The sequence below is a fragment of the Aeromicrobium sp. HA genome (genome assembly GCF_027171405.1).
In the GTDB taxonomy this organism is placed as follows: domain Bacteria; phylum Actinomycetota; class Actinomycetes; order Propionibacteriales; family Nocardioidaceae; genus Aeromicrobium; species Aeromicrobium tamlense.
In genome coordinates, this window is sequence record NZ_CP114372.1 from 2154506 (window position 1) to 2175963 (window position 21458).

Genomic DNA, 21458 nt, shown 5'->3' on the forward strand with positions numbered 1-21458 from the left:
TCAGCGCACACGCTCGATCCGCCACCAGCCGCCCCGGTGGCCCAGCGCGACGACCCTGCGGTCCCAGGCGTCGGTGGGCAGGGCCTGCCGCGAGCCGTCGGGCAGCACGGCCACGGTGGGTCCCAGCCGCTCCACGACCTCGACCTCGTGTGCCCCGCGGTCCCGGCACGACGCCCGCAGCGTGCGGGCTCCCTCCACCCGGATCCCTCGCTCGTTCCAGGCCCTCAGGCGGTCGGTGTCGTCGACGCCCGAGCCGGGCGCGTAGGCGGCCGCCAGCAGCCGCCGGTCGCCCGAGGTCCATGCGAGCGCCCGCACCACGTCGAGGGCCGCCAGCGCGTCGCAGCCCGCTGTGGACGGCACGGCGAGGGCGACGAGAGCCGCGATCCACTCCCCCATGGCCGCAGCCTCGCGGCCGGGGTGCGCCCGTGTCGACTCGTCGTCCACAGCCCTGCCACGATGGACCCGTGGCGACCATCCGCGCGGCGACCCCCGCCGACCTCCCCGCGATCCTCGAGATCCACAACGAGGCCATCGTCAACACGACGGCCATCTGGGACGAGACGCCGGTCGATCTCGCCGACCGCGTCCGCTGGTACGAGACCCGGATCGAGGCCGGCCACCCCGTGCTGGTGGCCGAGGCGCACGGCGAGGTGGCCGGCTACGCCAGCTACGGCGTCTTCCGGCCGCGCGAGTCGTACCGCCACACGGTCGAGAACGCCGTCTACGTGCACCACGACCACCGCCGCCGCGGGATCGCCCGCCAGCTGATGGTCGCGCTCCTCGGGCACGCCTGCGACAACCCCGACGTGCACGTGGTGCTGGCACTGATCGAGTCCGGCAACACCGTGTCGATCGAGCTGCACGAGGACCTCGGCTTCGAGCAGACGGGGCGCCTCGCCGAGGTCGGCCGCAAGTTCGACCGCTGGCTCGACCTGACGATCCTGCGCCGCGTCGTAGGCTGATCCTCGTGCGCTACCTCCAGGACTGGTACGGCGACGCCGCCCTCGACTACACGCAGGCGTGGCAGCTGCAGCGCGACCTGCACGCCGACCGTGTGGCCGACCGCATCGGGGACACCGTGCTGCTGCTCGAGCACCCGCCGGTCTACACCGCCGGCCGCCGCACCGAGCCGCACGAGCGCCCGCAGGACGGCACCCCCGTCGTCGACGTCGACCGCGGCGGCAAGATCACGTTCCACGGTCCCGGCCAGCTGGTGGGATACCCCATCGTGAAGCTGCCCGGCCACGTGCTCGTCGTCGACTACGTCCGCCGGATCGAGGAGGCGCTCATCCGCGCCCTCGCCGACCAGGGCCTCGCCACCGGCCGCGTGCCCGGCCGCTCGGGCGTGTGGCTGCCGGAGTCCGCCGGACGCCCCGAGCGCAAGATCGCCGCGATCGGCATCCGCGTCTCGCGCGGCGTCGCGATGCACGGCTTCAGCCTCAACTGCGACGTCGACCTCGACTGGTACGACCGGTTCGTCCCGTGCGGGATCGCCGACGCGGGCGTGACGTCGCTCGACCGCGAGGTCGGCCGCGACCTCCGTCCCTCGGACGTGGCGCCCAGCGTGATCACGCACCTCGACGACCTCCTGACCTGGCGCACCTACGAGCCCTCGCCCGACATCGAGCGCGTGCAGCACGCTTCGGTCCCGCTGCTGCAGCCGTAGGGCGTCGCCCGAGCGGGCGCGGTGGGTCCCGCGGCGTAGGGTGGTCACCGTGACCATCGCTCCCGAAGGACGCAAGATGTTGCGGCTCGAGGTCCGCAACGCCGAGACCCCCATCGAGAAGAAGCCGGCGTGGATCAAGACGCGCGCCAAGATGGGCCCCGAGTACCAGGAGCTCATGAAGCTCGTGAAGGGCGAGGGCCTGCACACGGTGTGCCAGGAGGCCGGCTGTCCCAACATCTTCGAGTGCTGGGAGGACCGCGAGGCCACGTTCCTCATCGGTGGCGAGCAGTGCACGCGCCGCTGCGACTTCTGCCAGATCGACACCGGCAAGCCCGCCGACCTCGACCGTGACGAGCCGCGCCGCGTCGCCGAGAGCGTCCGCACGATGGAGCTCAAGTACGCCACGATCACCGGCGTCGCGCGCGACGACCTGCCCGACGGCGGCGCCTGGCTCTACGCCGAGACGGTGCGCAAGATCCACGAGCTCAACCCGGGCACCGGCGTGGAGAACCTCATCCCCGACTTCAACGGCATCCCCGAGCTGCTGACCGAGGTCTTCGAGTCGCGTCCCGAGGTGCTCGCGCACAACGTGGAGACGGTGCCGCGCATCTTCAAGCGCATCCGTCCGGCCTTCCGCTACGAGCGCTCGCTCGATGTCCTGACGCAGGCGCGCCAGTTCGGCCTGGTCACGAAGTCGAACCTGATTCTCGGCCTGGGCGAGACGCGCGAGGAGGTCTCGCAGGCGCTGCGCGACCTGCACGAGGCGGGCTGCGAGCTCATCACGATCACGCAGTACCTGCGTCCGTCGGCGCGTCACCACCCCGTCGAGCGGTGGGTGAAGCCCGAGGAGTTCGTCGAGCTGCAGCAGGAGGCCGACGAGATCGGCTTCTCCGGCGTCATGTCCGGCCCGCTGGTCCGCTCGTCGTACCGCGCCGGAAGGCTCTACCAGCAGGCCATGGACGCACGGGCCTGACGTAGAATCGGGGTCATGTCCAGCCCCGCCCCCGCCGCACCCACCGGACGCATCGCGCAGCTGCGCTCGGCGTACACGATGACGAAGCGGACCCAGCCTCGTCTCGGTCTGCTCCTCGTCGCCGTGTTCGTGCTGTCCGCTGCCGCCATGGCGACCGTCTCGCTGCTCATCCTCGGGGTCTGGTGGCTGGGCATCGTCATCTCCGCCATCCTGGCGCTGACCACCGCGCTGCTGGTGACGATGATCGTGTTCGGCAAGCGCGCCGAGAAGTCGATGTACCAGCAGGCCGAGGGCCAGCTGGGCGCCGGTGCGGGTGCGCTGCAGATGCTGCGTCGCGGCTGGGACGTGAAGCCGGCCGTGGCGTTCACGAAGCAGCAGGACGTCATCCACCGCCTCGTCGGCCGCCCGGGCGTCGTGCTCGTGGGCGAGGGCCAGCACGCGCGCGTGAAGAACCTGCTCGGCGCCGAGGTGAAGAAGCACCGCCGCATCGTCGGCGACGGCGTCCCGATCACCACGCTGATCGTGGGCCGCGGCGAGGGCGAGGTGCCCCTGCCCGACCTGGTGAAGCGGGTCAAGAAGCTGAAGAAGGCCATCAAGCCGGCCCAGCAGACCGACGTGCTCTACAAGCTCAAGGCGCTCGACGCGATGCGTCCGGCCGCCCCGATGCCGCGCGGCCCGGTGCCCACGAGCATGAAGGGCGCCCGCAAGATGATGCGCGGCTGACCCCACCCCAGCCGTCGCCACCCGCTCCCCGCGAGTGGCGCAGGAACGCCCGCCACTCGTCGAGTGGCGGGCGTTCCTGCGCCAGTCAGGCCTTGACGACCTTGCTGCCCGCTGCGAGGTCGTGGAGGCCGCGCTTGTCGTCGGTCATGACGATCGCGGGGATGACGACGCTGAGCAGCAGGGTGCGCAGCAGGGCGCGTGGGATGCCGATGGGCATGCCGTCGGGGTTGATGAGCCGCAGGCCCATGATCCGCTTGCCGATCGAGAAGCCGGTGAGGCCGACGAGGATCGCGACCTCCACGATGAACACGGCGTTGATGATCAGCTGGTCGCGGATGCCCTCGGGCGGGAAGGTCACGCCGGCCCAGGCGAACATCGCCACGGCGGAGAGCGAGGCGATCACCCAGTCGATCAGCAGCGCCACCAGGCGCCGGCCCAGGGACGGCTCGTCGTCGAAGGTCTCGGTCACGCCCACCAGCCTAGGCAGCCGTGCCCCTGTCCCCCGGGCCGGGTCGCCGGTCAGGACCGGCGCAGCCGGGTGACCGCCGGGGCCTCGTCGAACTGCTCGCCGCCCGCGCCGAACGCGATGGCGAACTGCGCGAAGACGTGCTTCGTGGCGTGGCCCTTCAGGCACGACCGCGGCACCTTCAACCGGACGACCTCGGGTCCCCAGCTGCCGGAGATGCCCTTGCAGGTGCGCTTCCTCAGGCTGAAGTGGTCGTAGTACAGCAGCGAGACCTTGGCGGGCTGGCCCCGGTGCTGGCGGATCCGCACGACATAGCCCGCCTCGAAGATCTCGTGCCGGGAGACCAGGAAGTCAGCGGTGCCGGACGGGCCGAGGTCGGGGATCTTCGCGGCGACGCGCACGCGGTCGGACAGGTGCGTGTAACGGACCTTGGTGATGTCGATGCGCGCCGGGGCGTCGCCGGCAGGGTCGTTCCGGTCGACCGTCTGGGCCGAGGCCGGTGCGGCCACGCCGCCCACCAGAAGTGCGGCTCCGCAGAGTGCGGGAACCAGGTGTGAGCGTCTCATCGTCGGCCTCCTTCGGCGCGGGCACGGTGCCCGCCCTCCCTCACCGTGAGCGCCGAGCAGCGTGACGGATACGTCTCAGGGCGCGATCTGCAGCCGGGCGGACGCCTCGGCACGGACGGTGGCGGTGTCCGGGAAGCCGGGCGGGACCAGGGGCAGCCGCGTCTGTCGCATGACGCGGACCTCGACCCGGTCGTCGCTGGTCATGAGCCTGAGGCTGACGTCGTCGGGGACGATCCCGGCGGTGAGGGCCCGGGCGTCGGCGGAGTCGAGCGTCGCCTCGTCGGTGATGCCTCGCAGGTAGACCCGGTCGCGATCGAGTCCGTCCGCCGCGTGCAGGGCGACGCGGTCGGCGAGGTTCATCAGCTCGCGCCGCTCGAGGAAGGCGGCCGAGGCGTTGACGACCACGACGACGAGCAGGCCGAGGATCGCGAGGAACCCGACGGTCAGGACGGTGACGTTGCCACGCTCGGATCTCATGGTGCCACCCGGTAGCGGCCGAAGGGCTCGGCGTGGGTGGACGCCACGTCGAATGCCGCGATGGGATCACCGAAGAGGTCGGGGGCGAGTGGCAGCCGCTGGCTGGAGCGCACGCGGACGACCACGGTGGAGCCGGGCGCGAAGCACGTCGGCCGGCACTCGGTGGACACGACGGCACCGACCACGTCGTGGTCGGCCAGCACGAGGCGAGCTGCCAGAGCGGCGCGTGCCCGCCCCTGCTCGGGAGTGTCCGCCTGCATGAACGCCCGCGCCGCCGCCTCGCTCGCGGCGGCCACGCCGTACGCCGCGCGCTGGGTCTGGAAGACCGCCACCACGATGTAGACCAGGGGCACGAGCAGCAGCAGCGTCAGCCACGTGAACTCCACGGTGGCGCTCCCTCGCTCGCGCCTCACGGCGCCTCCTGCCGAACGGCGCGGCCGACCGCATCGACCTCGACCCGTGGACCCCACAGCCCGAGGGGCGGAACCGATCCGCTGACCCGCACCTCGACGACGCTCATCCCGTCGACTCGCGTCTCGCGGGCGGTGACCCCGTCGGCGTAGCGGTCGGCCAGCGTCGTGCTGAGCACGTCGCGTGCGCGGGTGCGGGCATCGTCGACAGAGCCGTCGAGACCCGCCGCCGCCCGCGCTCCGTCGGACGCGGCGGCCGTCATCGTGTTGCGGACGTGCATCACGAGGGCGACCTGCGCGATCCCGAACACGAGCGGCACGAGCACGAGGAGCACCATCACGAACTCCGGGACGGCCGCTCCGTGCTCGTCGCGCGCCCGCACCGTCAGCCGCCGACGGACGACAGCGCCTGGTTGAGCATCGAGGTCAGCCGCGGTCCCGCGATGACCGTCAGGCCCGCGACGACGCCGGCCGTCATCAGCGTGATCATCACCCACCCGGGGACGTCGCCGCGCTCGCGGTGCCGACGAGTCCTCAGTCGCTCGATCCATGTCGTCATCTGGTCTCCTTCATCTCAGCCACCCGAGGTCAGGTGGAGTCCGGCCAGGCCCGGGAAGAATGCGTAGGCGATCGTGACCGGGAGGATCAGGAAGACGACCGGCACCATCATCGCGATCTCGCGACGTCCGCCCGACTCGATGAGCTCGCGGCGAGCGGTCTCGCGGACGTCGGCCGCTTGGGCGTGGAGCACGTCGATCAGCGGTGTCCCCCGGTCGATCGCGACCGCGAGCGCCTCCGCGAAGCGCGCCACGCTCAGGACTCCCGTGCGCGCTGCAAGCACGTCGAGGGCATCGACGACCGTGGCGCCGGCACGAACGTCGGCCAGCACGCGGCCGAGCTCCAGTGACAGGGCGCCGTGGCTGACGCGGCTCACGCGCTCGATCGCGGCGACGGGGCTCTCCCCTGCGGCGACCGACAGCGCGAGCAGGTCGGCGATGGTCGGGAACTCGGCACGCATCCGGGTCTCGTGCCGGCGGACCTGCGAGGAGAGCGCTTGGTCGCAGGCGAGGCAGCCGCCGACGAGTCCGGCTCCGCACCACAGCAGCAGCGCCACGACCGGCGGGTGCGCCGCCGACCACGCCAGCAGCGAGACGGCGACGGCGATCGCGAGCCCGATCGCGCCCCACGTGGCCTGGCGGACCCGGAAGTCCTCGACGTCGTCATCGCTCGCGCAGCGACGCAGCCGGCGAGTGATGGCGGCGTTGCTGCCCAGCGACTCGCCGATGGAACGAGTCAGCCGCCGCCACGTCGGGCCCACGAGCTGCTCGATCAGACGACCCGTCGGGACCTCTGCCGCAGCCGGGTGGACATCCCTGACGTACGGCACGACGCGATCCGCGAGGGAGGGACGGCGAGCACGCCGCCACCCGTCGACGACGAGCAGGAGGCCGGTCGTGAGCATTGCCGCCACGACGGCGCCGGTCACGCGAGGATCCTCTGCTCGGTGGGCAGCCGGCCGAGGCGCAGCATGAGCCGGTAGGCGACGAGGCACGTGCCGGCCCCGGCCACGAGCAGTGCGACCCCCGACGGCGTGGCGAACCTCGCGATGACGTCGCGCTGGAGGCTCATGGTCAGCAGCACCAGCCACGGCGCGGCGACGGCCAGCCGGGCGGCGCCGATGGTCCAGGACTGCCGCGACTCGATCTCGCCGCGGGTGCGCAGGTCGTCGCGCAGGAAGCCCGAGAGCGACCGCAGCAGCCGTCCGAGATCTCCCCCGCCAACCTCGCGCGCGATCCGGAGTGCCTCCACGACGCGGTCGCCGACGGGATCTGCGAGCCGTGCCTTCAGCCGGTCGAGGCTCTCGGCGAACCGCCCTGACGAGCCGTAGTCGCGGCCGAACTGGGTGAACGGGTCCCGCAAGGGCTCGGGACCGCGCTGCCCCAGCTGGATGAGCGCCTCGGGGAGAGACAGGCCCGCGCGCACGGCCGAGGCGAGATGGTCGACGGCATCGGGCCAGGCCTCCGCATGCTCGCGCTGCCGTCGGGCGGCTCGCGAGCGGACCACGGCGAACGGCGTCCACGCGGCCGCGGCGCCGGCGAGCAGGGCCATGACCGGAACCGACGTGACCGCACCAGCCGCCGTCCCGGCGACCGCTGCCGCGGCGACGGCGGCGACGACGACCGTGCGCGGGGCGACATCGGGCATCCCGGCGCGGAGCAGCAGCGACTCGAGCGGGTGCCGCCGCACGGCGCGCTGGGGCCGGCTCGGCCTCGGGTTCCAGCTCTCGGCCATGAGGAGCAGGCCGATCCCGAAGGTCAGCCCGATCAGCGTTCCCACAGCGCTCCCGGGTCGATCCCAGCGGCCTCGAAGGCCTCGCGGCGCTGCGGCGTGCCGGCACCCCTCTCGAGCACCCCGGCTCGGCGGACGAAGATCGGCTCGGCCTCGATGATCCCGTTCTCGGAGCGCCCGGTGGTGGCGACGATCTCGCGCACCGCGCGGCGGCCCGACGTGTCGATCCCGGTGTGCACGACGATGTCGACCGCGGTGGCGACGGTGGGAACGACGAAGCCGGCGGAGACGTTCTCGCCGGCGAGCAGCGGCAGCGTGCAGAGCTTGACCAAGGCCTGCTTCGCGGAGTTCGCGTGGATGGACGCCATGCCGGGCAACCCGGAGTTGAGGGCGAGAAGCAGGTCGAGCGCCTCCTCGGCACGGACCTCGCCGACGATGATCCGGTTCGGCCGCATCCTCAGTGCCTCCTTGACCAGCATCCGCAGGGTGATCTCGCCGGTTCCCTCGAGGCCCGCCTGACGGGTCTGCATCGCGACCCAGTCGGGGTGCGACGTCTTGAGCTCGAAGACCTCCTCGACGGACACCAGTCGCTGGGTGCCGGGGATGGCTGCTGCGAGGCAGTTCAGGAGGGTGGTCTTGCCCGCCTGGGTGCCTCCGCTGACGACGATGTTGAGCCCTGCCTGGACGCACGACGTGAGGAACGCCGCCGCGCGGTCGTCGATGGTGCCGAGCGCGACGAGGTCGTCGAGCCCGCCGGCCTTCGCGACGAACTTCCGGATGTTGACGGCCGTGAAGCCGCGCGTGATGCCGTCGAGCACGACGTGCAGGCGGTGCCCGCCCGGCAGCATGGCATCGACGAACGGCTGGCTGAGGTCGAGGCGTCGTCCACTGGAGGACAGCATCCGCTCGACGAGCTCGCGGACCTGCGGTGCCGTGAGCATCACCGAGGTCAGCTCATGACGCCCGGCGCGGGCGACGAAGACGCGCTCGGGCTCGTTGATCCAGAGCTCCTCGACCTCGGGATCGTCGAGGAAGCGCTGCAGCGGCCCGAAGCCGACCAGGTCGGCCACGAGCTGGCCGACGACGTGGTCGGGCTCCTCGAGCGCCCGGACGGCTCCCGTGAGACTGCGCTGCTCGTGCTCGGCGACCGCCTCCGCGGCCGCGTGACGCACGGCGTCGATGTCCGTGCGTGGGTCGATGCGCCGTTCGCGCACCAAGGCCCTCACACGGTCCCCCAAGACATCCATGCTTCCCCCCCGAAAGCCGTCCAGACTGCGCCGCATCCTGCCGGGCTCGCCGTGACCGGCGCAAGGGGTCGTCCCACCGCTGTGGACAGACGCTCTTCTGAGCGGGATCGAGGGGGCGGCAGATGCGGATGGGCCAGAAGTGTTGCACCCTTTTCGCATGGTGCGCGTTGCTCGTCGGGGAAGCACGGCCATGGCCCTCGCCCTCGTCCTCTCACTGATCGCCCTGCCCAGTCATGCCGAGTCGGTGGAGCCCGAACCCGAGGTCGCGCCGTCGGCCGAGGTGACGTCGGAGCCCGCCGAGCCGGAGGACGTGGCCGAGCCGGAGACCGGGTCGCCTGAGGCGTCCGAGCCAGCCGCAGAGCCCGCCGCAGCGGCATCCGCCGCGCCCGCCCGCCGAGTCACCGCGTCCCGCGCCCCCGCCGCCACCGCTGCCTCCGCGCCCTCGGTGAACGCCCCCGCGAAGTCCGGCCGCTGGGTCAGCATCCGCATCAACAGCGGCGCCGACACCCGCGTGCTCACCCGCGAGAACTTCTGGCTCCGCGGCCGCGTCCTCACCACCAGTGGCAAGCCGCACGCGCGCACTAAAGTCCGGATCTACCGCGACACGAAGAACGGCCGCGTGAAGGTCGCCACGGTGCGCACCTCGGCCAAGGGCTGGTACTCGTGGATGCCGAAGGTGCCCAAGAGCGGGACGTACCGCGCCATCGTCAGCCGCCACCGCTACTCCCCCAAGATCACGGTGAAGCGCACGTACGGGAAGCGCTCGCTCGCGAGCCGCGAGAAGGCGATGTCGTTCCTGCTCGGCTCGCCGAAGGGCGGCGTCAAGCGCGCCAGGAACTACGTCTACCGCGAGTACACGAAGGCCACGCTCGTCCAGTACGGCGGCCGCACGTCGGTCGTGCGCACCCACGCTCTCAAGCAGATGCGCGCTCGCGGGGGCGCAGGCGGATCGCTGGGCGCCCCGACCGGCGACCTGCGCTGCGGCCTGCCCGAGGGCGCCTGCCTGCAGCAGTTCCGCACCGGCGCGGTCTACGTGAACAAGAAGGCCAAGAAGACCGTCACGTCGGCCGTCTCGCCCAAGCTCGGCGCCGCCGACCTCGTCGCCGTCGCCCGCTCACAGGTGGGCTACCGCGAGCCAAAGCCGCGCAAGAGCAAGTACAACCGGTGGATCAAGCGCACGGGCGCCTACGACCCGTGGTGCGGCTTCTTCGTCTCCTGGCTCGCGTACGCGGCCGACAAGCCCGGCTCGGTGATCAAGGCCAAGTCCTTCGGCTCGCTGCTCAAGGCGGAGCGCAAGCGCGGCCGCACCTCGCAGACGCCGCGCGTCGGCCGTCTCGCCTACATCGGCTACTTCAGCAAGGGCACCGCCTCGCACGTCGGCATCGTGGCGAAGCACCAGGGCGACTACGTGTGGACGGTCGAGGGCAACGTGTCCTCCGGCGGCGGGATGGCCCATCCGCGCGGCGTGCACATCGTGAAGCGACACAGGTCGAACGTCGTGTTCTACGCCGACCCGAAGTACTGAGCCGCGACGTCGCGACCGATTCCGACCGGATTTCCAGCCCGCGAGGGTCCGTCGGCGTGCCCTTCGGGCCTCACACCCGGCGCCTCGGCACCGACCTGCAAACGCGTAACCTGCATGTAACAATCCGGTGATGGACGGGAAACTGCCCCGACCTAGCCTCTAGGTGGACGCAGGGAGATGCTGTCCGCACCGATCTACCAGCCGCACCGCGGTCGAGGAGGCCCAATGTTCGGCAATGCCGACGAGTTCTTCAAGTTTGTCCGGGACGAGGGCGTCGAGTACATCGACATCCGATTCACCGACCTCCCGGGCATCCAGCAGCAGGTCACGATGCCGATCTCGGCGTTCGACGAGGGAACCGCCGCCGAGGGCGTCGCGTTCGACGGCTCGTCGATCCGCGGCTTCCAGACCATCGACCAGTCGGACATGAAGCTGCTGCCGGACTACGGCACGGCGTACGTCGACCCCTTCCGCAACCCCAAGACGATCGCGATGGACTTCTTCGTCCACGACCCGATCACCGGCGAGGCCTACTCGCGCGACCCGCGCAACATCGCCCGCAAGGCCGAGGCCTACCTGAAGACCACCGGCATCGGCGACACCGCGTTCTTCGCGCCCGAGGCCGAGTTCTACATCTTCGACCGCGTCTCCTACGGCACCAGCGCCCACAAGAGCTACTACGAGATCCAGTCGGCCGAGTCCGCCTGGTCCACCGGCGACGAGCTGCACGAGAACCGCGGCTACAAGGTGCGCTACAAGGGCGGCTACTTCCCCGTCCAGCCCACCGACCGCTTCGCCGACCTGCGCAACGACATGATGACCCACCTGTCGAACGCAGGCCTGGTCCTCGAGCGCGGCCACCACGAGGTCGGCACCGCCGGCCAGGCCGAGATCAACTACAAGTTCGACACGCTGCTCAAGGCCGCGGACGACACGATGAAGTTCAAGTACCTCGTGCGCAACACCGCGTGGGCGAACGACAAGACCGTGACGTTCATGCCGAAGCCGATCTTCGGCGACAACGGCTCGGGCATGCACGTGCACCAGTCGATCTGGAACAACGGCGAGCCGCTGTTCTACGACGAGTCCGGCTACGGCGGCCTGTCCGACACGGCCCGCTGGTACATCGGCGGCATCCTGAAGCACGCCCCGTCGCTGCTGGCGTTCACCAACCCGTCGGTGAACTCCTACCACCGTCTGGTGCCGGGCTTCGAGGCCCCGATCGCGCTGGTCTACTCGGCCCGCAACCGCTCGGCCTGCGTCCGCATCCCGATCACCGGCGCCAACGCCAAGGCCAAGCGCATCGAGTTCCGCTGCCCCGACCCGTCGAGCAACCCGTACCTGGCGTTCTCCGCGCTGCTGCTCGCCGGCATCGACGGCATCAAGAACAAGATCGAGCCGCCGGCCCCGATCGACAAGAACATCTACGAGCTGCCGCCGGAGGAGTACGCGGAGATCGACATGGTCCCGACCTCGCTCGGCGCCGTGCTCGACGCGCTCGAGGCCGACCACGAGTTCCTGACCGTCGGCGACGTGTTCACGCCCGACCTCATCGAGACGTGGATCGACTACAAGCGCAACGAGGAGATCCTCCCGATCCAGCTGCGCCCGCACCCGCACGAGTTCGAGCTGTACTACGACATCTGAGTCGACCTGCTCGACGGACGGCCCCCGACCTGAGAAGGTCGGGGGCCGTTCGCGTACCCGCGTCGGAGGGGACGAACGATGAGGCATTCGTCCCCGCTGGGGTACCCGAATGCATCATCCTGAGTATGGAGCGGGTGGGAGGCTCACCGGATGGTCGTCGATCTGGAATACCCGTTCACGGGGCGGTGGCAGGTGCGGAACAGCCCGGCGAACCGGGTGCCGAGCCATGGGACCGCGCTGTTCGCGTCCTCGTTCGCGATCGACTTCGTTCCGGTCGACGTGGCGGGAAGGACGGCGCCCGTCAACACCCGATCGCTCTTCACGCCGGAGCCGCCGGGCAGGTTCCCGGGGTTCGGCCGCCCGATCCTGGCGCCGGCCGCGGGGACCGTCGTCGGGATGCACGACGGAACGCCCGACCACGACGCGTACCGCGGGCTGCCGTCGGTCGGCTACGCGCTCACGCAGCGCAGGCGAGCCACCGAGGGCTGGGTCGCACTGGCGGGCAACCACGTGATGATCGAGACGCCGGACGGCGTCGTCGCCGCGGTGTGCCACCTCCAGCAGTCGAGCGTCCGGGTGCAGCTCGGCCACACCGTGCGGGTCGGTGAGCCGCTCGGACGATGCGGGAACTCGGGCAACAGCACCGAGCCGCACGTCCACGTGCAGGCCCTCGACCGCGCCGACGTGCCGAACGCCACGGCCGTGCCGATCGCGTTTCGTGGCCGGCTGCCCCGCAACGGCGAGATCATCGACGCGGAGCAGACGCCCGAGGAAGAGGAGCCACGATGACCGAAGTGCTGCGGTACGCCGCGTTCACGACCGACCAGGGCGGCGGGAATCCTGCCGGCGTCATCCTCGACGCGCGCGGCCTGTCCGACGCGGAGATGCTCGCGATCGCGCAGGACGTCGGCTACTCCGAGACGGCCTTCCTCGTCGCGGGCGAGCCGACGAACGGCGAGGTCGCGGCGGACATACGCTACTTCAGCCCCGTTGCCGAGGTCGCCTTCTGCGGGCACGCCACGGTGGCCACCGCGGTGGCGTGGGCGGAGCGCCACGGCCCCGGGTTCCTCCGGCTGAGCACCCCCGCGGGGCCGGTGAGCGTCGACACCCGGCTCGAGAACGGGCACCTCGTCGCCACCCTCACCTCTCCCCCGGCGCAGACGCGCCCTGTGGACCCCGACGTCCTGGACGAGGCGCTGAACGCGCTCCGATGGAGCCGCGACGACCTCGACCCGGCCTACCCCGCACACGTCGCGTTCGCCGGCAACGACCACCTCATCGTGGCCGTCCGCGACCGCGCGACGCTGGCCGCGCTCGACTACGACTACGCCGCCCTCGACGCGCTCATGGCGCAGGAGCGGTGGACGACGGCGCACCTGTTCTGGGCCGAGGACGCGACCACGTTCCACGCCCGCGACCCGTTCCCGCCGGGCGGCGTGGTCGAGGATCCGGCCACCGGTGCGGCCGCCGCCGCGTTCGGCGGGTACCTGCGCGACCTCGCGCTCGTGCCGCTGCCCTCGCGCGCCACGATCCACCAGGGCCACGACATGGGCCGCCCGAGCGAGCTGCTGGTCGACCTCGACGAGGACGTGGAGACCGTCGCCGTCAGCGGCCGCGCCGCGCCGATCGACGAGTCCGGCGCCGACACCTGACCCGTCCCGACCCTGCCCCCAGGGTCGCCGAGTAGATTCGATTGGTGTCCGACAAGCGCCCCCGGCGTACCTTCGCAGTGATCAGCCACCCCGACGCCGGCAAGTCCACCCTGACAGAGGCGCTCGCGCTGCACGCGCGCGTCATCAACCAGGCCGGTGCCGTGCACGGCAAGGACGACCGCAAGGCGACCGTCTCGGACTGGATGGACATGGAGAAGGCGCGCGGCATCTCGATCACGTCCGCGGCGCTGCAGTTCGTGTACCGCGACCACGTGGTCAACCTGGTGGACACGCCCGGCCACAGCGACTTCTCGGAAGACACCTACCGCGTCCTGTCGGCGGTCGACTCGGCGGTCATGCTGGTCGACGCCGGCAAGGGGCTCGAGCCCCAGACGCTCAAGCTGTTCCGCGTGTGCGCGCTGCGCGGCATCCCGGTGATCACCGTCATCAACAAGTGGGACCGGCCGGGCCTGTCGCCGCTGGGGCTCATGGACGAGATCGAGCAGCAGATCAAGCTGCGCCCCACTCCCCTCACCTGGCCGGTGGGCGAGGCCGGCGACTTCCGGGGCGTCCTGGACCGCCGCACGGGCGAGTTCGTGAAGTACACCCGCACCGCCGGAGGAGCCGAGCGCGCACCCGAGCGCCGACTGGCACCGAGCGAGGTCGAGGACATGGACGCCGACGTCTGGTCCGCGGCGACCGACGAGAGCGAGCTGCTCTCCCTCGACGGTTACGACCACGACCAGGCCACCTTCCTCGCCGGCGAGACCACGCCCGTCATGTTCGCCTCGGCGCTGCAGAACTTCGGCGTCGCGCAGCTGCTCGAGCTGCTCCTCGAGCTCGCCCCCGGGCCGAGCGCGACCACCGGGGTCGACGGCACGGTCCGCGAGGTGGGCGACGCCTTCAGCGCGTTCGTCTTCAAGGTGCAGTCCGGGATGAACACCTCCCACCGCGACCGGCTGGCCTACGCGCGCGTGGTCTCGGGGACCTTCGACCGCGGCATGATCGTGACCCACGCCGCCACCGGGCGTCCCTTCGCCACCAAGTACGCGCAGGCCGTCTTCGGCCGGACCACGTCCGCGGCCGAGCACGCGTCGCCGGGCGACATCATCGGCTTCGTCAACGCCCAGGCGCTGCGCGTCGGCGACACGGTGTACGACGGCGACCCCATCGACTACCCACCGGTGCCGAGCTTCGCCCCCGAGCACTTCATGACGGCCACCGCGGTCGACATCGGTCGGTACAAGCAGTTCCGCCGCGGGATCGAGCAGCTCGACCAGGAGGGCGTCGTCCAGGTGCTCCGCTCCGACCTCCGCGGCGACCAGAGCCCCGTCCTGGCGGCGGTGGGTCCCCTGCAGTTCGAGGTCGTCGAGGAGCGCATGAAGAACGAGTTCTCCTCGCCCATCCGCCTCTCGCGCCTCGAGTACCAGGTGGCCCGACGGACCGACGCCGACGGCGCCCGGGCGCTGGCTGGCACGCGCGGCGCCGAGGTGCTGCAGCGCGCGGACGGCACGCACCTGGCGCTCTTCACCGACAAGTGGCGAGCCAGCAAGGTCGCCCGTGACAACCCCGACGTCATGCTCGACGAGCTGCCGGCCGGCGGCAGCTGAGACCTCGTCCTCCCCCCGATTCCAGGGGCTCCGCTGCGGCGAGCGGGTCAGTAGGTTCAGCACCATGCGTCTCCTGCGTCCCGTGCTGCTCGCCGCTCTGGCCCTCGTGCTCGTCCCCCTGTCCGCCGTCGCTCCGGCACACGCCGCGACCGGGACCATCACGGGCGTCGCCGTCGGCCCCGACGGCAAGCCGCTCCCGAACGTGAACTGGGAGATCTACGAGCTCAAGGACGGGTCGTGGCAGACCTACCCGTTCGGTCCGAAGCTGACCGACGCGAAGGGCCGCTTCTCCTGGAACGTGCCGGTCGGCGGCAGGTACCGCGTGTGCTTCTCCGACAGCTGGTACGGCCCCGCGTCCTCGACGAGCTTCTGGCAGCCCGAGGTCCGCCACCGCGACACCTGCTGGCCCAACGCCACCTCGCACCAGACCGCGACGACGTGGACCTCGACGACGGCCGCGCCGTCCAAGACCTTCTCGGTGACGCTGCCCCAGCAGGGCCTGGGCATGGCGCCCGTCGAGCCGTTCTTCGTCGGCTCCTTCCGCACCGGCGAGCCGATCACGATCGTCGGCCAGGAGGGCTGGCGCCCGACGCACGCCACGTTCACCTACCAGTGGATGTCGCAGCGCGACAACGCCCTCGCGGCCCCGATCGCGGGCGCGACCTCGGCCAGCTTCACGCCCACCCCGGCACAGGAGGGCGCGTGGATCTTCGCCCGCGTCACGGCGAGCCGTGCGGGCTACAAGCCGGCCACCCTGACCACGCCCACCACCAAGGTCGGCGGCACGCAGCACGTTCAGCCGACGTCGCCGCTGCAGATCTCCGGCACGGCCTCGCCCGGCTCGACGCTCACCGCGAGCTTCGGCAAGCCCGCCAGCACGTACAGCGAGATCAGCTGGTTCGTCGACGGCGTCCCGCAGCCGGCCGCGACCTCGTACGACGCCGCCAGCTCGCGGTTCACCGTGGCCGCCGCGCACGCCGGCGCCCGCATCGACGCGCGCCTGAAGATCTACAAGAAGGACGCGCAGGGCAACTACGTCGACGGCAGCGACGCGTACCAGCGCGCCCAGGTGCAGGTCGCGGGCAGCCGCCCCGTCCAGGCCCTCAAGGCTGCCCCGGCGCCCCGGGGCACGGCCACCGTCGGTCGCACGCTGTACGGGCCGACCGGCCTGACCGCCGACCCCAACGCGACCGTCAGCTACCAGTGGGTGCGCGGCTCGACCGCGATCTCGGGGGCGACCGCCCGCACCTACACCGTCCGCTCCGCCGACGTGAACCAGCGCCTGAAGGTCCGCGTGACCGTCCGTCGCCCCGGCTGGTGGAACGCCTACGTCAGCAACTCGAGCACCACGGTCGCGAAGCGCGCCCTCAAGCCCGGCACCGTCAAGGTCGTCGGCACCGCGAAGGCGGGGAAGAGCCTCAAGGCCAAGACTGCGAAGTGGGGACCCAAGCCGGTCCGGATCCGCTACCAGTGGCAGCGCAACGGCAAGGCCATCCGCGGCGCCACGAAGGCGACCTACAAGCTCAGGAAGGCCGACCGCGGCAAGGTCGTCCGGGTCCGCATCACGGTCTCGAAGTCGAGCCACCTGACGGTCGCCAAGGTCAGCAAGGGACGCAAGGTCAAGCGCTGACCCCGGGCGGCCGGTCCGCCGCGGGATGACAGGATGAGGTGATCCAGCACACCCGACGCCTCAGCCCGAGAGGATCCCGATGACGACCGAGGTCACGACCGAGAAGGCCAGGCGGGGAGCGTTCTCCTCACGCAAGGTCTTCATCTTCGCCGCGATCGGCTCCGCCGTCGGGCTGGGGAACATCTGGCGCTTCCCGTACGTCGCCTACGAGAACGGCGGCGGCGCGTTCCTCGTCCCCTACCTCGTCGCGCTGTTCTGCGCGGGCCTGCCGTTCCTGTATCTCGACTACGCCCTCGGTCACCGCTTCCGCGGGTCCGCGCCCCTGTCGTTCGCGCGGCTGAGCCGCCCCGCCGAGGCCATCGGCTGGTGGCAGGTCGGCGTCTGCTTCATGATCGCCGTGTACTACGCCGCCGTGATCGCGTGGGCGCTGCGGTACACGTTCTTCTCCGTCAACACGGCGTGGGGCGACGATCCCGAGACGTTCTTCATGAAGGACTTCCTGCAGACCGGAGACCTCACGGTCGACCTGACCGTGGTGGCGGGCGTCCTGGTCCCGATGGCGATCGTGTGGCTCGCGGTGATCGTCGTCATGGTGGTCGGCGTGGAGAAGGGCATCGGCCTGACCTCCGTGGTCGCGATTCCCATCCTGGTGGTCGCGTTCCTCGTCCTCGTGGTCCGCTCGCTGTTCCTTCCCGGCGCGACCGAGGGCCTGGAGGCCTTCTTCACGCCCGACTGGAGCACCCTCACCCACGCGGGAGTCTGGGCGGCCGCCTTCGGACAGATCTTCTTCTCCCTGTCCATCGGCTTCGGCATCATGATCACCTACGCGTCCTACGTCGGTCGCGACACCGACATGACCGGCTCCGGCACGGTCGTGGGACTGGCGAACTCCAGCTTCGAGCTGCTCGCCGGCATCGGCGTGTTCGCCGCCCTCGGCTTCATGGCACAGGCCCAGGGAGTCGCGGTCGACGAGGTCGTCGGCGGCGGTGTCGGGCTGGCCTTCATCACCTTCCCGACGATCATCGGCGAGGCCACCGGAGGCGCGCTCATCGGCGTGCTCTTCTTCGGCTCGCTCGTGGTCGCGGGCATCACGTCACTGGTCTCGGTGCTCGAGGTGGTCGTGTCCGCCGTGCGGGACAAGTTCGAGATGTCGCGCCCGATGGCCGCCGCCGTCGTCAGCATCCCGGCGGCCGTCATCAGCCTGGTGTTCTTCTCCACGGCCAGCGGCCTGTACGTGCTGGACATCCTCGACCACTTCATCAACCAGTTCGGGATCCTGCTGGTCGCGATGGTGTCGATGGTGGTCGTCGCCTGGTCCCTGCGGGCCCTGCCGCAGCTGGCCGACCACATGAATCAGCACGGATCCGTGAAGCTGCTGCTGTGGTGGCGACTGCTGGTGGGCGTCGTCGTCCCGATCGCGCTGGCGTACCTGGCGTTCGACTCGTTCCGCGCCGTGGTGGAGACGCCGTACGGCGGCTATCCCGCCTGGATGATCGCGCTGTTCGGCTGGGGCGCCGCGGCATCGGTCATGGTCGCGGGATACCTGCTGGCCCCCATCCCCTGGCGCGCGGGGACGACCCTGCAGGTGCCCGCCGAGGACACGGAAGGAGGCGAACGATGAGCGCCGACGCCATCATCATGATGATCGTCGCGATGGTCGCCCTCTGGGGCGGTCTCGTGGCGGCGATCGTCAACCTGAACCGCAGCGGTCCCGGCCGCGTCGAGGACGTGCACCGCGACCTCTGAGCGACCGCCCCCGACGTCACCGGGGCTCAGCGCGACGGCTCCGATGCAGGCGGTCCGTCGAGCACGGTCGGGACGTACTCGAGCAGCTGCATCCCACCGTCGAAGGCCCGTGACGCGACGAGCTCGAGCCGGACGTCCGGCCAGCCGTCGTAGACGCGATCGCGTCCCGTCGCTCCGGTGACGACCGGAAACACGACGACGCGGTAGCGGTCGACGAGTCCCGCGGCGAGCAGGGCGCGGCACAGGCTCAGGCTGCCGATCGTGCGCAGCGGGACCTCGCTCGCGTCCTTGAGAGACCGCACGTGCACGACCGCGTCCGCCCGGACGAGCGTCGAGCCCTCCCATGCGAGCGGCTCTCGCAGCGTGCGGGAGAAGACCAGCTTCGGCGTGCCGCTCAGCCCGCTCATGTCCTCCTCGCCCGACTCGATGAAGCCGGTGAACAGCCGGTAGGTCGTCGCACCCATCAGCAGCACGTGGTCCTGCGCGCCCTCCTGCCCGACCCAGTCCAGGTAGTCGGCGCTGTGCATCCCCCACAGCCCCGGCCAGCCCTCGGCCGCGCCGAAGCCGTCGAGCGAGGTGATGAAGTCCACCGTCAGGTCCGCCATGTCCGCGCCTCCTCGAGTGCCGGGCACCTCCGGCCCGTCCTCCCATCGTCGTCCCGGGCGGGCAGAGAACAACCCCTCCCGATGTCCGAAGACGCGGTCCGCCCGACTCTCGTACCCCGTGACGGAGCACGACGACAGGACGAAGGACATGCACCACCACTCACGCGCGACGGGAGCGACCTCATGAGCGCCTCCATGCCGATGCTGGCCGGGATCGTCTCCACGGTGATCTTCGCGTCCAGCACGCTGCCGATGCTCGTGAAGGCGCTCCGCACGCGCGACCTGACCTCCTACAGCCTGGGCAACCTCGCCCTGGCGAACGTCGGCAACGCGGTGCACTCGCTGTACGTCTTCAGCCTGCCGCCGGGCCCGCTGTGGGCGCTGCACTCGTTCCACCTGGGCAGCACGGTCTTCATGCTGGTCTGGTACCTGCGCTTCGGGCTCGGCCGGACGCTCGCGGAGCCGCGTCTATGATGGCGAGCACTCCATGGCCGCCTCAGACGCTCGTCCCCGCCAGCTGTTGCTCGTGGTCGACGCACCCTCGCTCCTGCACCGCAACCACCACGCGCGGGCGCACACGCGGCTGATGGACCGGGCGGGACGGCCCGCGTGGGCGCTGCACGGCATGCTGCGCCAGATCATCGAGGCGATCGAGCGGTTCGCCCCCGACGCCGTGATCTTCGGGCTCGACGACCGGACCGCGTCCGAGCGCGCGGACCTCTACCCGGACTACAAGGCCGGCCGGGCGCCCAAGGACGCGGCGCTCGTCGAGCAGCTCGATCGCTCGGGCGCGTTCCTCGACGCCCTCGGCCTGGCGACGCTGACTCCCCCGGGGCTCGAGGCCGACGACGTCAGCGCGTCCGGGGCGAGGTGGGCGCGCGACCACGGCTGGAACTGCGTGATCATCACGTCCGACCGCGACGCGTTCGCCCACATCAGCGAGCACACCCAGGTCCTGCGCCTCATCAACGGCGGCATCGACGGCTCGCCGCTGCTCAACCCGACGCGACTCCTGAGCATGTACGGCGTCGCCGCCGAGAGCTACCTCGACTTCGCCGCCCTGCGCGGCGACCCCAGCGACAACCTGCCCGGCGTCTCGGGCATCGGCGAGAAGACCGCGGCCACCCTGCTCACGCAGGCCGGCTCGATGCAGGCGGTCTGGGCCGACATCGAGCACAACGAGGGTCGCGTGCTGGCCGCCACGCTCGACGCCTGGGCCGTGGAGACCGGCTCGCGCCGCATGGGCGCCACCGTCGTCCGCCGGCTCGCCGTCCCCGAGGCGCGCGAGCGCTACGACTTCAACGTGCGGATCATGTCGGGGCGCGACGACCTCGACCTCGGACTCACCCCGGAGGTGCCCGGCACTCCCGGACTGCTCCCGCTCGAGCTCGGCCACGTCCACCGGGTCGTCGGCTTCCTCGGCGTCGAGTCGACCACGACCCTCGCCGTCCGCGTGCTCAGCACCGACCCGGCGTCCGCGCGGGACTAGCGCCAGGCGAAGGTCGGCTGCTCGAGGTCGTCCACGCGGGTCGGGTCGCCCTCGAGCCCGAGTCGCCGCAGCTGCAGCAGGACGGCTCCGGTCGGCGCGTGGACGCGGTCGGTCTCGCCGAGCGGGATCTGCACGACCGGCCGATCGCTCTCGGGGATGTCCAGGAACCGCGGCGAGTCCGATCGCAGCAGCTCGTGCAGGCCGACGCGGAAGGCCGCGAGGACCTCGTCCGGCGACGGCCGCAGGTCGAGCCGACCCCCGCCCCACAGCACCACCGGCGTGATCACGTAGCCCGAGCGCGTCGGGTAGTCGTCCATGAGACCCAGGACGTGGTCGGGCGTCAGGCGCACCCCGAGCTCCTCGTCCGTCTCGCGGATGGCCGCGGTGACGGCGTCCTCGCCCTCGTCGATCCGACCCCCGGGCAGCGCCCACTGCCCCGAGTGGGTGCGGAGCCGGCCGGAGCGACGGCTCAGCAGGAAGGCGGCTCCGCCCGACACGTCCTGCATGCGGCCGTCGAGCTCGTGGACGACGTCCTCGTCCGGCGCGAGCTCGGGGTCCCCCGGGAGCGGGTCGATCCGGCCCTCCCCCACCTCGGAGTCGACCAGGACGACGGCCACCGCCGCGTGCCGCCGGCCCTCGTCGGCCACCACCCGCCGCTCGTGCCCGGCCAGGTGTCCGGCGATGCGGTCACGCAGCGCGAGGTCGTAGGGCAGAGGCGCAGGGACGGTGGGACTCAC

At 71.3% G+C, this 21458-nt stretch carries 26 protein-coding genes; 14 read left to right on the forward strand and 12 right to left on the reverse strand.

The annotated features are described in order from the left end of the window. Positions 1-396: a hypothetical protein gene (locus O3S82_RS10610; protein ID WP_269302712.1), complete on the reverse strand. Its 396-nt coding sequence runs from the start codon at positions 394-396 to the stop codon at positions 1-3. A gap of 68 nt (positions 397-464) precedes the next feature. Here O3S82_RS10610 and O3S82_RS10615 point away from each other — a divergent pair, with 68 nt between their 5' ends. The 4 genes from O3S82_RS10615 to O3S82_RS10630 all read left to right on the forward strand — a co-directional run bounded on the left by O3S82_RS10615 (position 465) and on the right by O3S82_RS10630 (position 3362). Beyond that, entirely contained in the window at positions 465-962 is a 498-nt protein-coding gene (locus O3S82_RS10615; RefSeq protein WP_269302713.1) for a GNAT family N-acetyltransferase, read from the forward strand. Positions 963-967: 5 nt separating this feature from the next. Then, complete coding sequence (lipB, locus tag O3S82_RS10620; RefSeq protein ID WP_425545977.1) at positions 968-1666, forward strand: lipoyl(octanoyl) transferase LipB; 699 nt, start codon at positions 968-970, stop codon at positions 1664-1666. 76 nt (positions 1667-1742) lie between these two features. Further along, positions 1743-2639 carry a lipoyl synthase gene (gene lipA, locus O3S82_RS10625; RefSeq protein WP_179428015.1) on the forward strand — a complete coding sequence of 299 codons (897 nt, stop codon included), beginning with the start codon at positions 1743-1745 and terminating at the stop codon, positions 2637-2639. 15 nt (positions 2640-2654) lie between these two features. After that, a complete protein-coding gene (locus O3S82_RS10630) occupies positions 2655-3362 on the forward strand; it encodes a DUF4191 domain-containing protein (protein WP_179424043.1) in 708 nt (235 codons plus the stop codon). 85 nt (positions 3363-3447) lie between these two features. Here O3S82_RS10630 and O3S82_RS10635 read toward each other — a convergent pair whose 3' ends face one another. From O3S82_RS10635 to O3S82_RS10675, 9 genes are all read right to left on the reverse strand, one after another. Continuing rightward, complete coding sequence (locus tag O3S82_RS10635) at positions 3448-3831, reverse strand: RDD family protein (protein ID WP_179424042.1); 384 nt, start codon at positions 3829-3831, stop codon at positions 3448-3450. Between the two features lie 50 nt (positions 3832-3881). After that, positions 3882-4337 (reverse strand): hypothetical protein, encoded by a 456-nt coding sequence (locus O3S82_RS10640; protein WP_269302717.1) that lies wholly within the window; start codon positions 4335-4337, stop codon positions 3882-3884. A 132-nt stretch (positions 4338-4469) separates the two neighbouring features. Next, positions 4470-4871, reverse strand: a complete 402-nt coding sequence (locus tag O3S82_RS10645) for a pilus assembly protein TadG-related protein (protein WP_269302719.1) — start codon at positions 4869-4871, stop codon at positions 4470-4472. Then, positions 4868-5284: a hypothetical protein gene (locus O3S82_RS10650; RefSeq protein WP_269302721.1), complete on the reverse strand. Its 417-nt coding sequence runs from the start codon at positions 5282-5284 to the stop codon at positions 4868-4870. Before O3S82_RS10650 ends, O3S82_RS10645 begins: the two co-directional genes overlap by 4 nt. Further along, complete coding sequence (locus O3S82_RS10655) at positions 5281-5664, reverse strand: TadE/TadG family type IV pilus assembly protein (RefSeq protein WP_269302723.1); 384 nt, start codon at positions 5662-5664, stop codon at positions 5281-5283. The genes O3S82_RS10650 and O3S82_RS10655 overlap by 4 nt, the downstream gene beginning before the upstream one ends. Positions 5665-5666: 2 nt before the next feature. Further along, positions 5667-5840 carry a hypothetical protein gene (locus O3S82_RS10660; RefSeq protein ID WP_269302725.1) on the reverse strand — a complete coding sequence of 58 codons (174 nt, stop codon included), beginning with the start codon at positions 5838-5840 and terminating at the stop codon, positions 5667-5669. Positions 5841-5855: 15 nt separating this feature from the next. After that, positions 5856-6767 carry a type II secretion system F family protein gene (locus tag O3S82_RS10665; RefSeq protein ID WP_269302727.1) on the reverse strand — a complete coding sequence of 304 codons (912 nt, stop codon included), beginning with the start codon at positions 6765-6767 and terminating at the stop codon, positions 5856-5858. After that, entirely contained in the window at positions 6764-7618 is an 855-nt protein-coding gene (locus tag O3S82_RS10670; RefSeq protein WP_269302729.1) for a type II secretion system F family protein, read from the reverse strand. Before O3S82_RS10670 ends, O3S82_RS10665 begins: the two co-directional genes overlap by 4 nt. Continuing rightward, the gene (locus tag O3S82_RS10675; protein ID WP_269302731.1) at positions 7606-8784 is read right to left on the reverse strand and encodes a CpaF family protein; all 1179 of its coding nucleotides are present in this window, start codon (positions 8782-8784) and stop codon (positions 7606-7608) included. Before O3S82_RS10675 ends, O3S82_RS10670 begins: the two co-directional genes overlap by 13 nt. 223 nt (positions 8785-9007) lie before the next feature. Between O3S82_RS10675 and O3S82_RS10680 the strand changes: the two genes are divergently transcribed. The 8 genes from O3S82_RS10680 (at position 9008) to O3S82_RS10715 (ending at position 18627) form a co-directional block, all read left to right on the forward strand. Then, on the forward strand, positions 9008-10342 hold the full coding sequence (locus O3S82_RS10680; RefSeq protein WP_269302734.1) for a CHAP domain-containing protein: 1335 nt from the start codon (positions 9008-9010) through the stop codon (positions 10340-10342). A gap of 225 nt (positions 10343-10567) precedes the next feature. Next, positions 10568-11989 carry a type I glutamate--ammonia ligase gene (gene glnA / locus O3S82_RS10685; RefSeq protein ID WP_179424031.1) on the forward strand — a complete coding sequence of 474 codons (1422 nt, stop codon included), beginning with the start codon at positions 10568-10570 and terminating at the stop codon, positions 11987-11989. A 150-nt stretch (positions 11990-12139) separates the two neighbouring features. Beyond that, positions 12140-12778: a M23 family metallopeptidase gene (locus O3S82_RS10690; RefSeq protein WP_269302737.1), complete on the forward strand. Its 639-nt coding sequence runs from the start codon at positions 12140-12142 to the stop codon at positions 12776-12778. Beyond that, positions 12775-13641 (forward strand): PhzF family phenazine biosynthesis protein, encoded by an 867-nt coding sequence (locus tag O3S82_RS10695; RefSeq protein WP_269302738.1) that lies wholly within the window; start codon positions 12775-12777, stop codon positions 13639-13641. Before O3S82_RS10690 ends, O3S82_RS10695 begins: the two co-directional genes overlap by 4 nt. 44 nt (positions 13642-13685) lie before the next feature. Further along, on the forward strand, positions 13686-15251 hold the full coding sequence (locus O3S82_RS10700; RefSeq protein ID WP_269302741.1) for a peptide chain release factor 3: 1566 nt from the start codon (positions 13686-13688) through the stop codon (positions 15249-15251). 64 nt (positions 15252-15315) lie between these two features. Further along, positions 15316-16881 (forward strand): hypothetical protein, encoded by a 1566-nt coding sequence (locus O3S82_RS10705; protein WP_269302743.1) that lies wholly within the window; start codon positions 15316-15318, stop codon positions 16879-16881. 79 nt (positions 16882-16960) lie between these two features. Continuing rightward, positions 16961-18502: a sodium-dependent transporter gene (locus tag O3S82_RS10710; RefSeq protein WP_269302745.1), complete on the forward strand. Its 1542-nt coding sequence runs from the start codon at positions 16961-16963 to the stop codon at positions 18500-18502. After that, entirely contained in the window at positions 18499-18627 is a 129-nt protein-coding gene (locus O3S82_RS10715) for a methionine/alanine import family NSS transporter small subunit (protein WP_179424019.1), read from the forward strand. The genes O3S82_RS10710 and O3S82_RS10715 overlap by 4 nt, the downstream gene beginning before the upstream one ends. A gap of 26 nt (positions 18628-18653) precedes the next feature. Here the strand turns inward: O3S82_RS10715 and O3S82_RS10720 are convergent, their stop codons facing one another. After that, the gene (locus O3S82_RS10720; protein ID WP_269302748.1) at positions 18654-19232 is read right to left on the reverse strand and encodes a dihydrofolate reductase family protein; all 579 of its coding nucleotides are present in this window, start codon (positions 19230-19232) and stop codon (positions 18654-18656) included. Positions 19233-19415: 183 nt separating this feature from the next. Here O3S82_RS10720 and O3S82_RS10725 point away from each other — a divergent pair, with 183 nt between their 5' ends. Beyond that, positions 19416-19706 carry a hypothetical protein gene (locus O3S82_RS10725; protein WP_179424017.1) on the forward strand — a complete coding sequence of 97 codons (291 nt, stop codon included), beginning with the start codon at positions 19416-19418 and terminating at the stop codon, positions 19704-19706. A 13-nt stretch (positions 19707-19719) separates the two neighbouring features. Continuing rightward, the gene (locus tag O3S82_RS10730; RefSeq protein ID WP_269302750.1) at positions 19720-20721 is read left to right on the forward strand and encodes a 5'-3' exonuclease; all 1002 of its coding nucleotides are present in this window, start codon (positions 19720-19722) and stop codon (positions 20719-20721) included. On the opposite strand, the gene O3S82_RS10735 is transcribed toward O3S82_RS10730, so the two are convergent. Further along, the gene (locus O3S82_RS10735) at positions 20718-21458 is read right to left on the reverse strand and encodes an NUDIX hydrolase (RefSeq protein WP_269302752.1); all 741 of its coding nucleotides are present in this window, start codon (positions 21456-21458) and stop codon (positions 20718-20720) included. The genes O3S82_RS10730 and O3S82_RS10735 overlap by 4 nt on opposite strands.

Excerpts from the sequence above, each read along its gene's own strand:
- O3S82_RS10730 (WP_269302750.1), top strand. The coding sequence starts at position 19,720 with ATGGCCGCCTCAGACGCTCGTCCCCGCCAGCTGTTGCTCGTGGTCGAC.
- O3S82_RS10705 (WP_269302743.1), top strand. The coding sequence starts at position 15,316 with ATGCGTCTCCTGCGTCCCGTGCTGCTCGCCGCTCTGGCCCTCGTGCTC.
- O3S82_RS10720 (WP_269302748.1), bottom strand. The coding sequence starts at position 19,232 with ATGGCGGACCTGACGGTGGACTTCATCACCTCGCTCGACGGCTTCGGC.
- O3S82_RS10630 (WP_179424043.1), top strand. The coding sequence starts at position 2,655 with ATGTCCAGCCCCGCCCCCGCCGCACCCACCGGACGCATCGCGCAGCTG.
- O3S82_RS10660 (WP_269302725.1), bottom strand. The coding sequence starts at position 5,840 with ATGACGACATGGATCGAGCGACTGAGGACTCGTCGGCACCGCGAGCGC.
- glnA (WP_179424031.1), top strand. The coding sequence starts at position 10,568 with ATGTTCGGCAATGCCGACGAGTTCTTCAAGTTTGTCCGGGACGAGGGC.
- O3S82_RS10710 (WP_269302745.1), top strand. The coding sequence starts at position 16,961 with ATGACGACCGAGGTCACGACCGAGAAGGCCAGGCGGGGAGCGTTCTCC.
- O3S82_RS10695 (WP_269302738.1), top strand. The coding sequence starts at position 12,775 with ATGACCGAAGTGCTGCGGTACGCCGCGTTCACGACCGACCAGGGCGGC.
- O3S82_RS10645 (WP_269302719.1), bottom strand. The coding sequence starts at position 4,871 with ATGAGATCCGAGCGTGGCAACGTCACCGTCCTGACCGTCGGGTTCCTC.
- O3S82_RS10610 (WP_269302712.1), bottom strand. The coding sequence starts at position 396 with ATGGGGGAGTGGATCGCGGCTCTCGTCGCCCTCGCCGTGCCGTCCACA.
- O3S82_RS10725 (WP_179424017.1), top strand. The coding sequence starts at position 19,416 with ATGAGCGCCTCCATGCCGATGCTGGCCGGGATCGTCTCCACGGTGATC.
- O3S82_RS10715 (WP_179424019.1), top strand. The coding sequence starts at position 18,499 with ATGAGCGCCGACGCCATCATCATGATGATCGTCGCGATGGTCGCCCTC.
- O3S82_RS10680 (WP_269302734.1), top strand. The coding sequence starts at position 9,008 with ATGGCCCTCGCCCTCGTCCTCTCACTGATCGCCCTGCCCAGTCATGCC.
- lipA (WP_179428015.1), top strand. The coding sequence starts at position 1,743 with ATGTTGCGGCTCGAGGTCCGCAACGCCGAGACCCCCATCGAGAAGAAG.
- O3S82_RS10690 (WP_269302737.1), top strand. The coding sequence starts at position 12,140 with ATGGTCGTCGATCTGGAATACCCGTTCACGGGGCGGTGGCAGGTGCGG.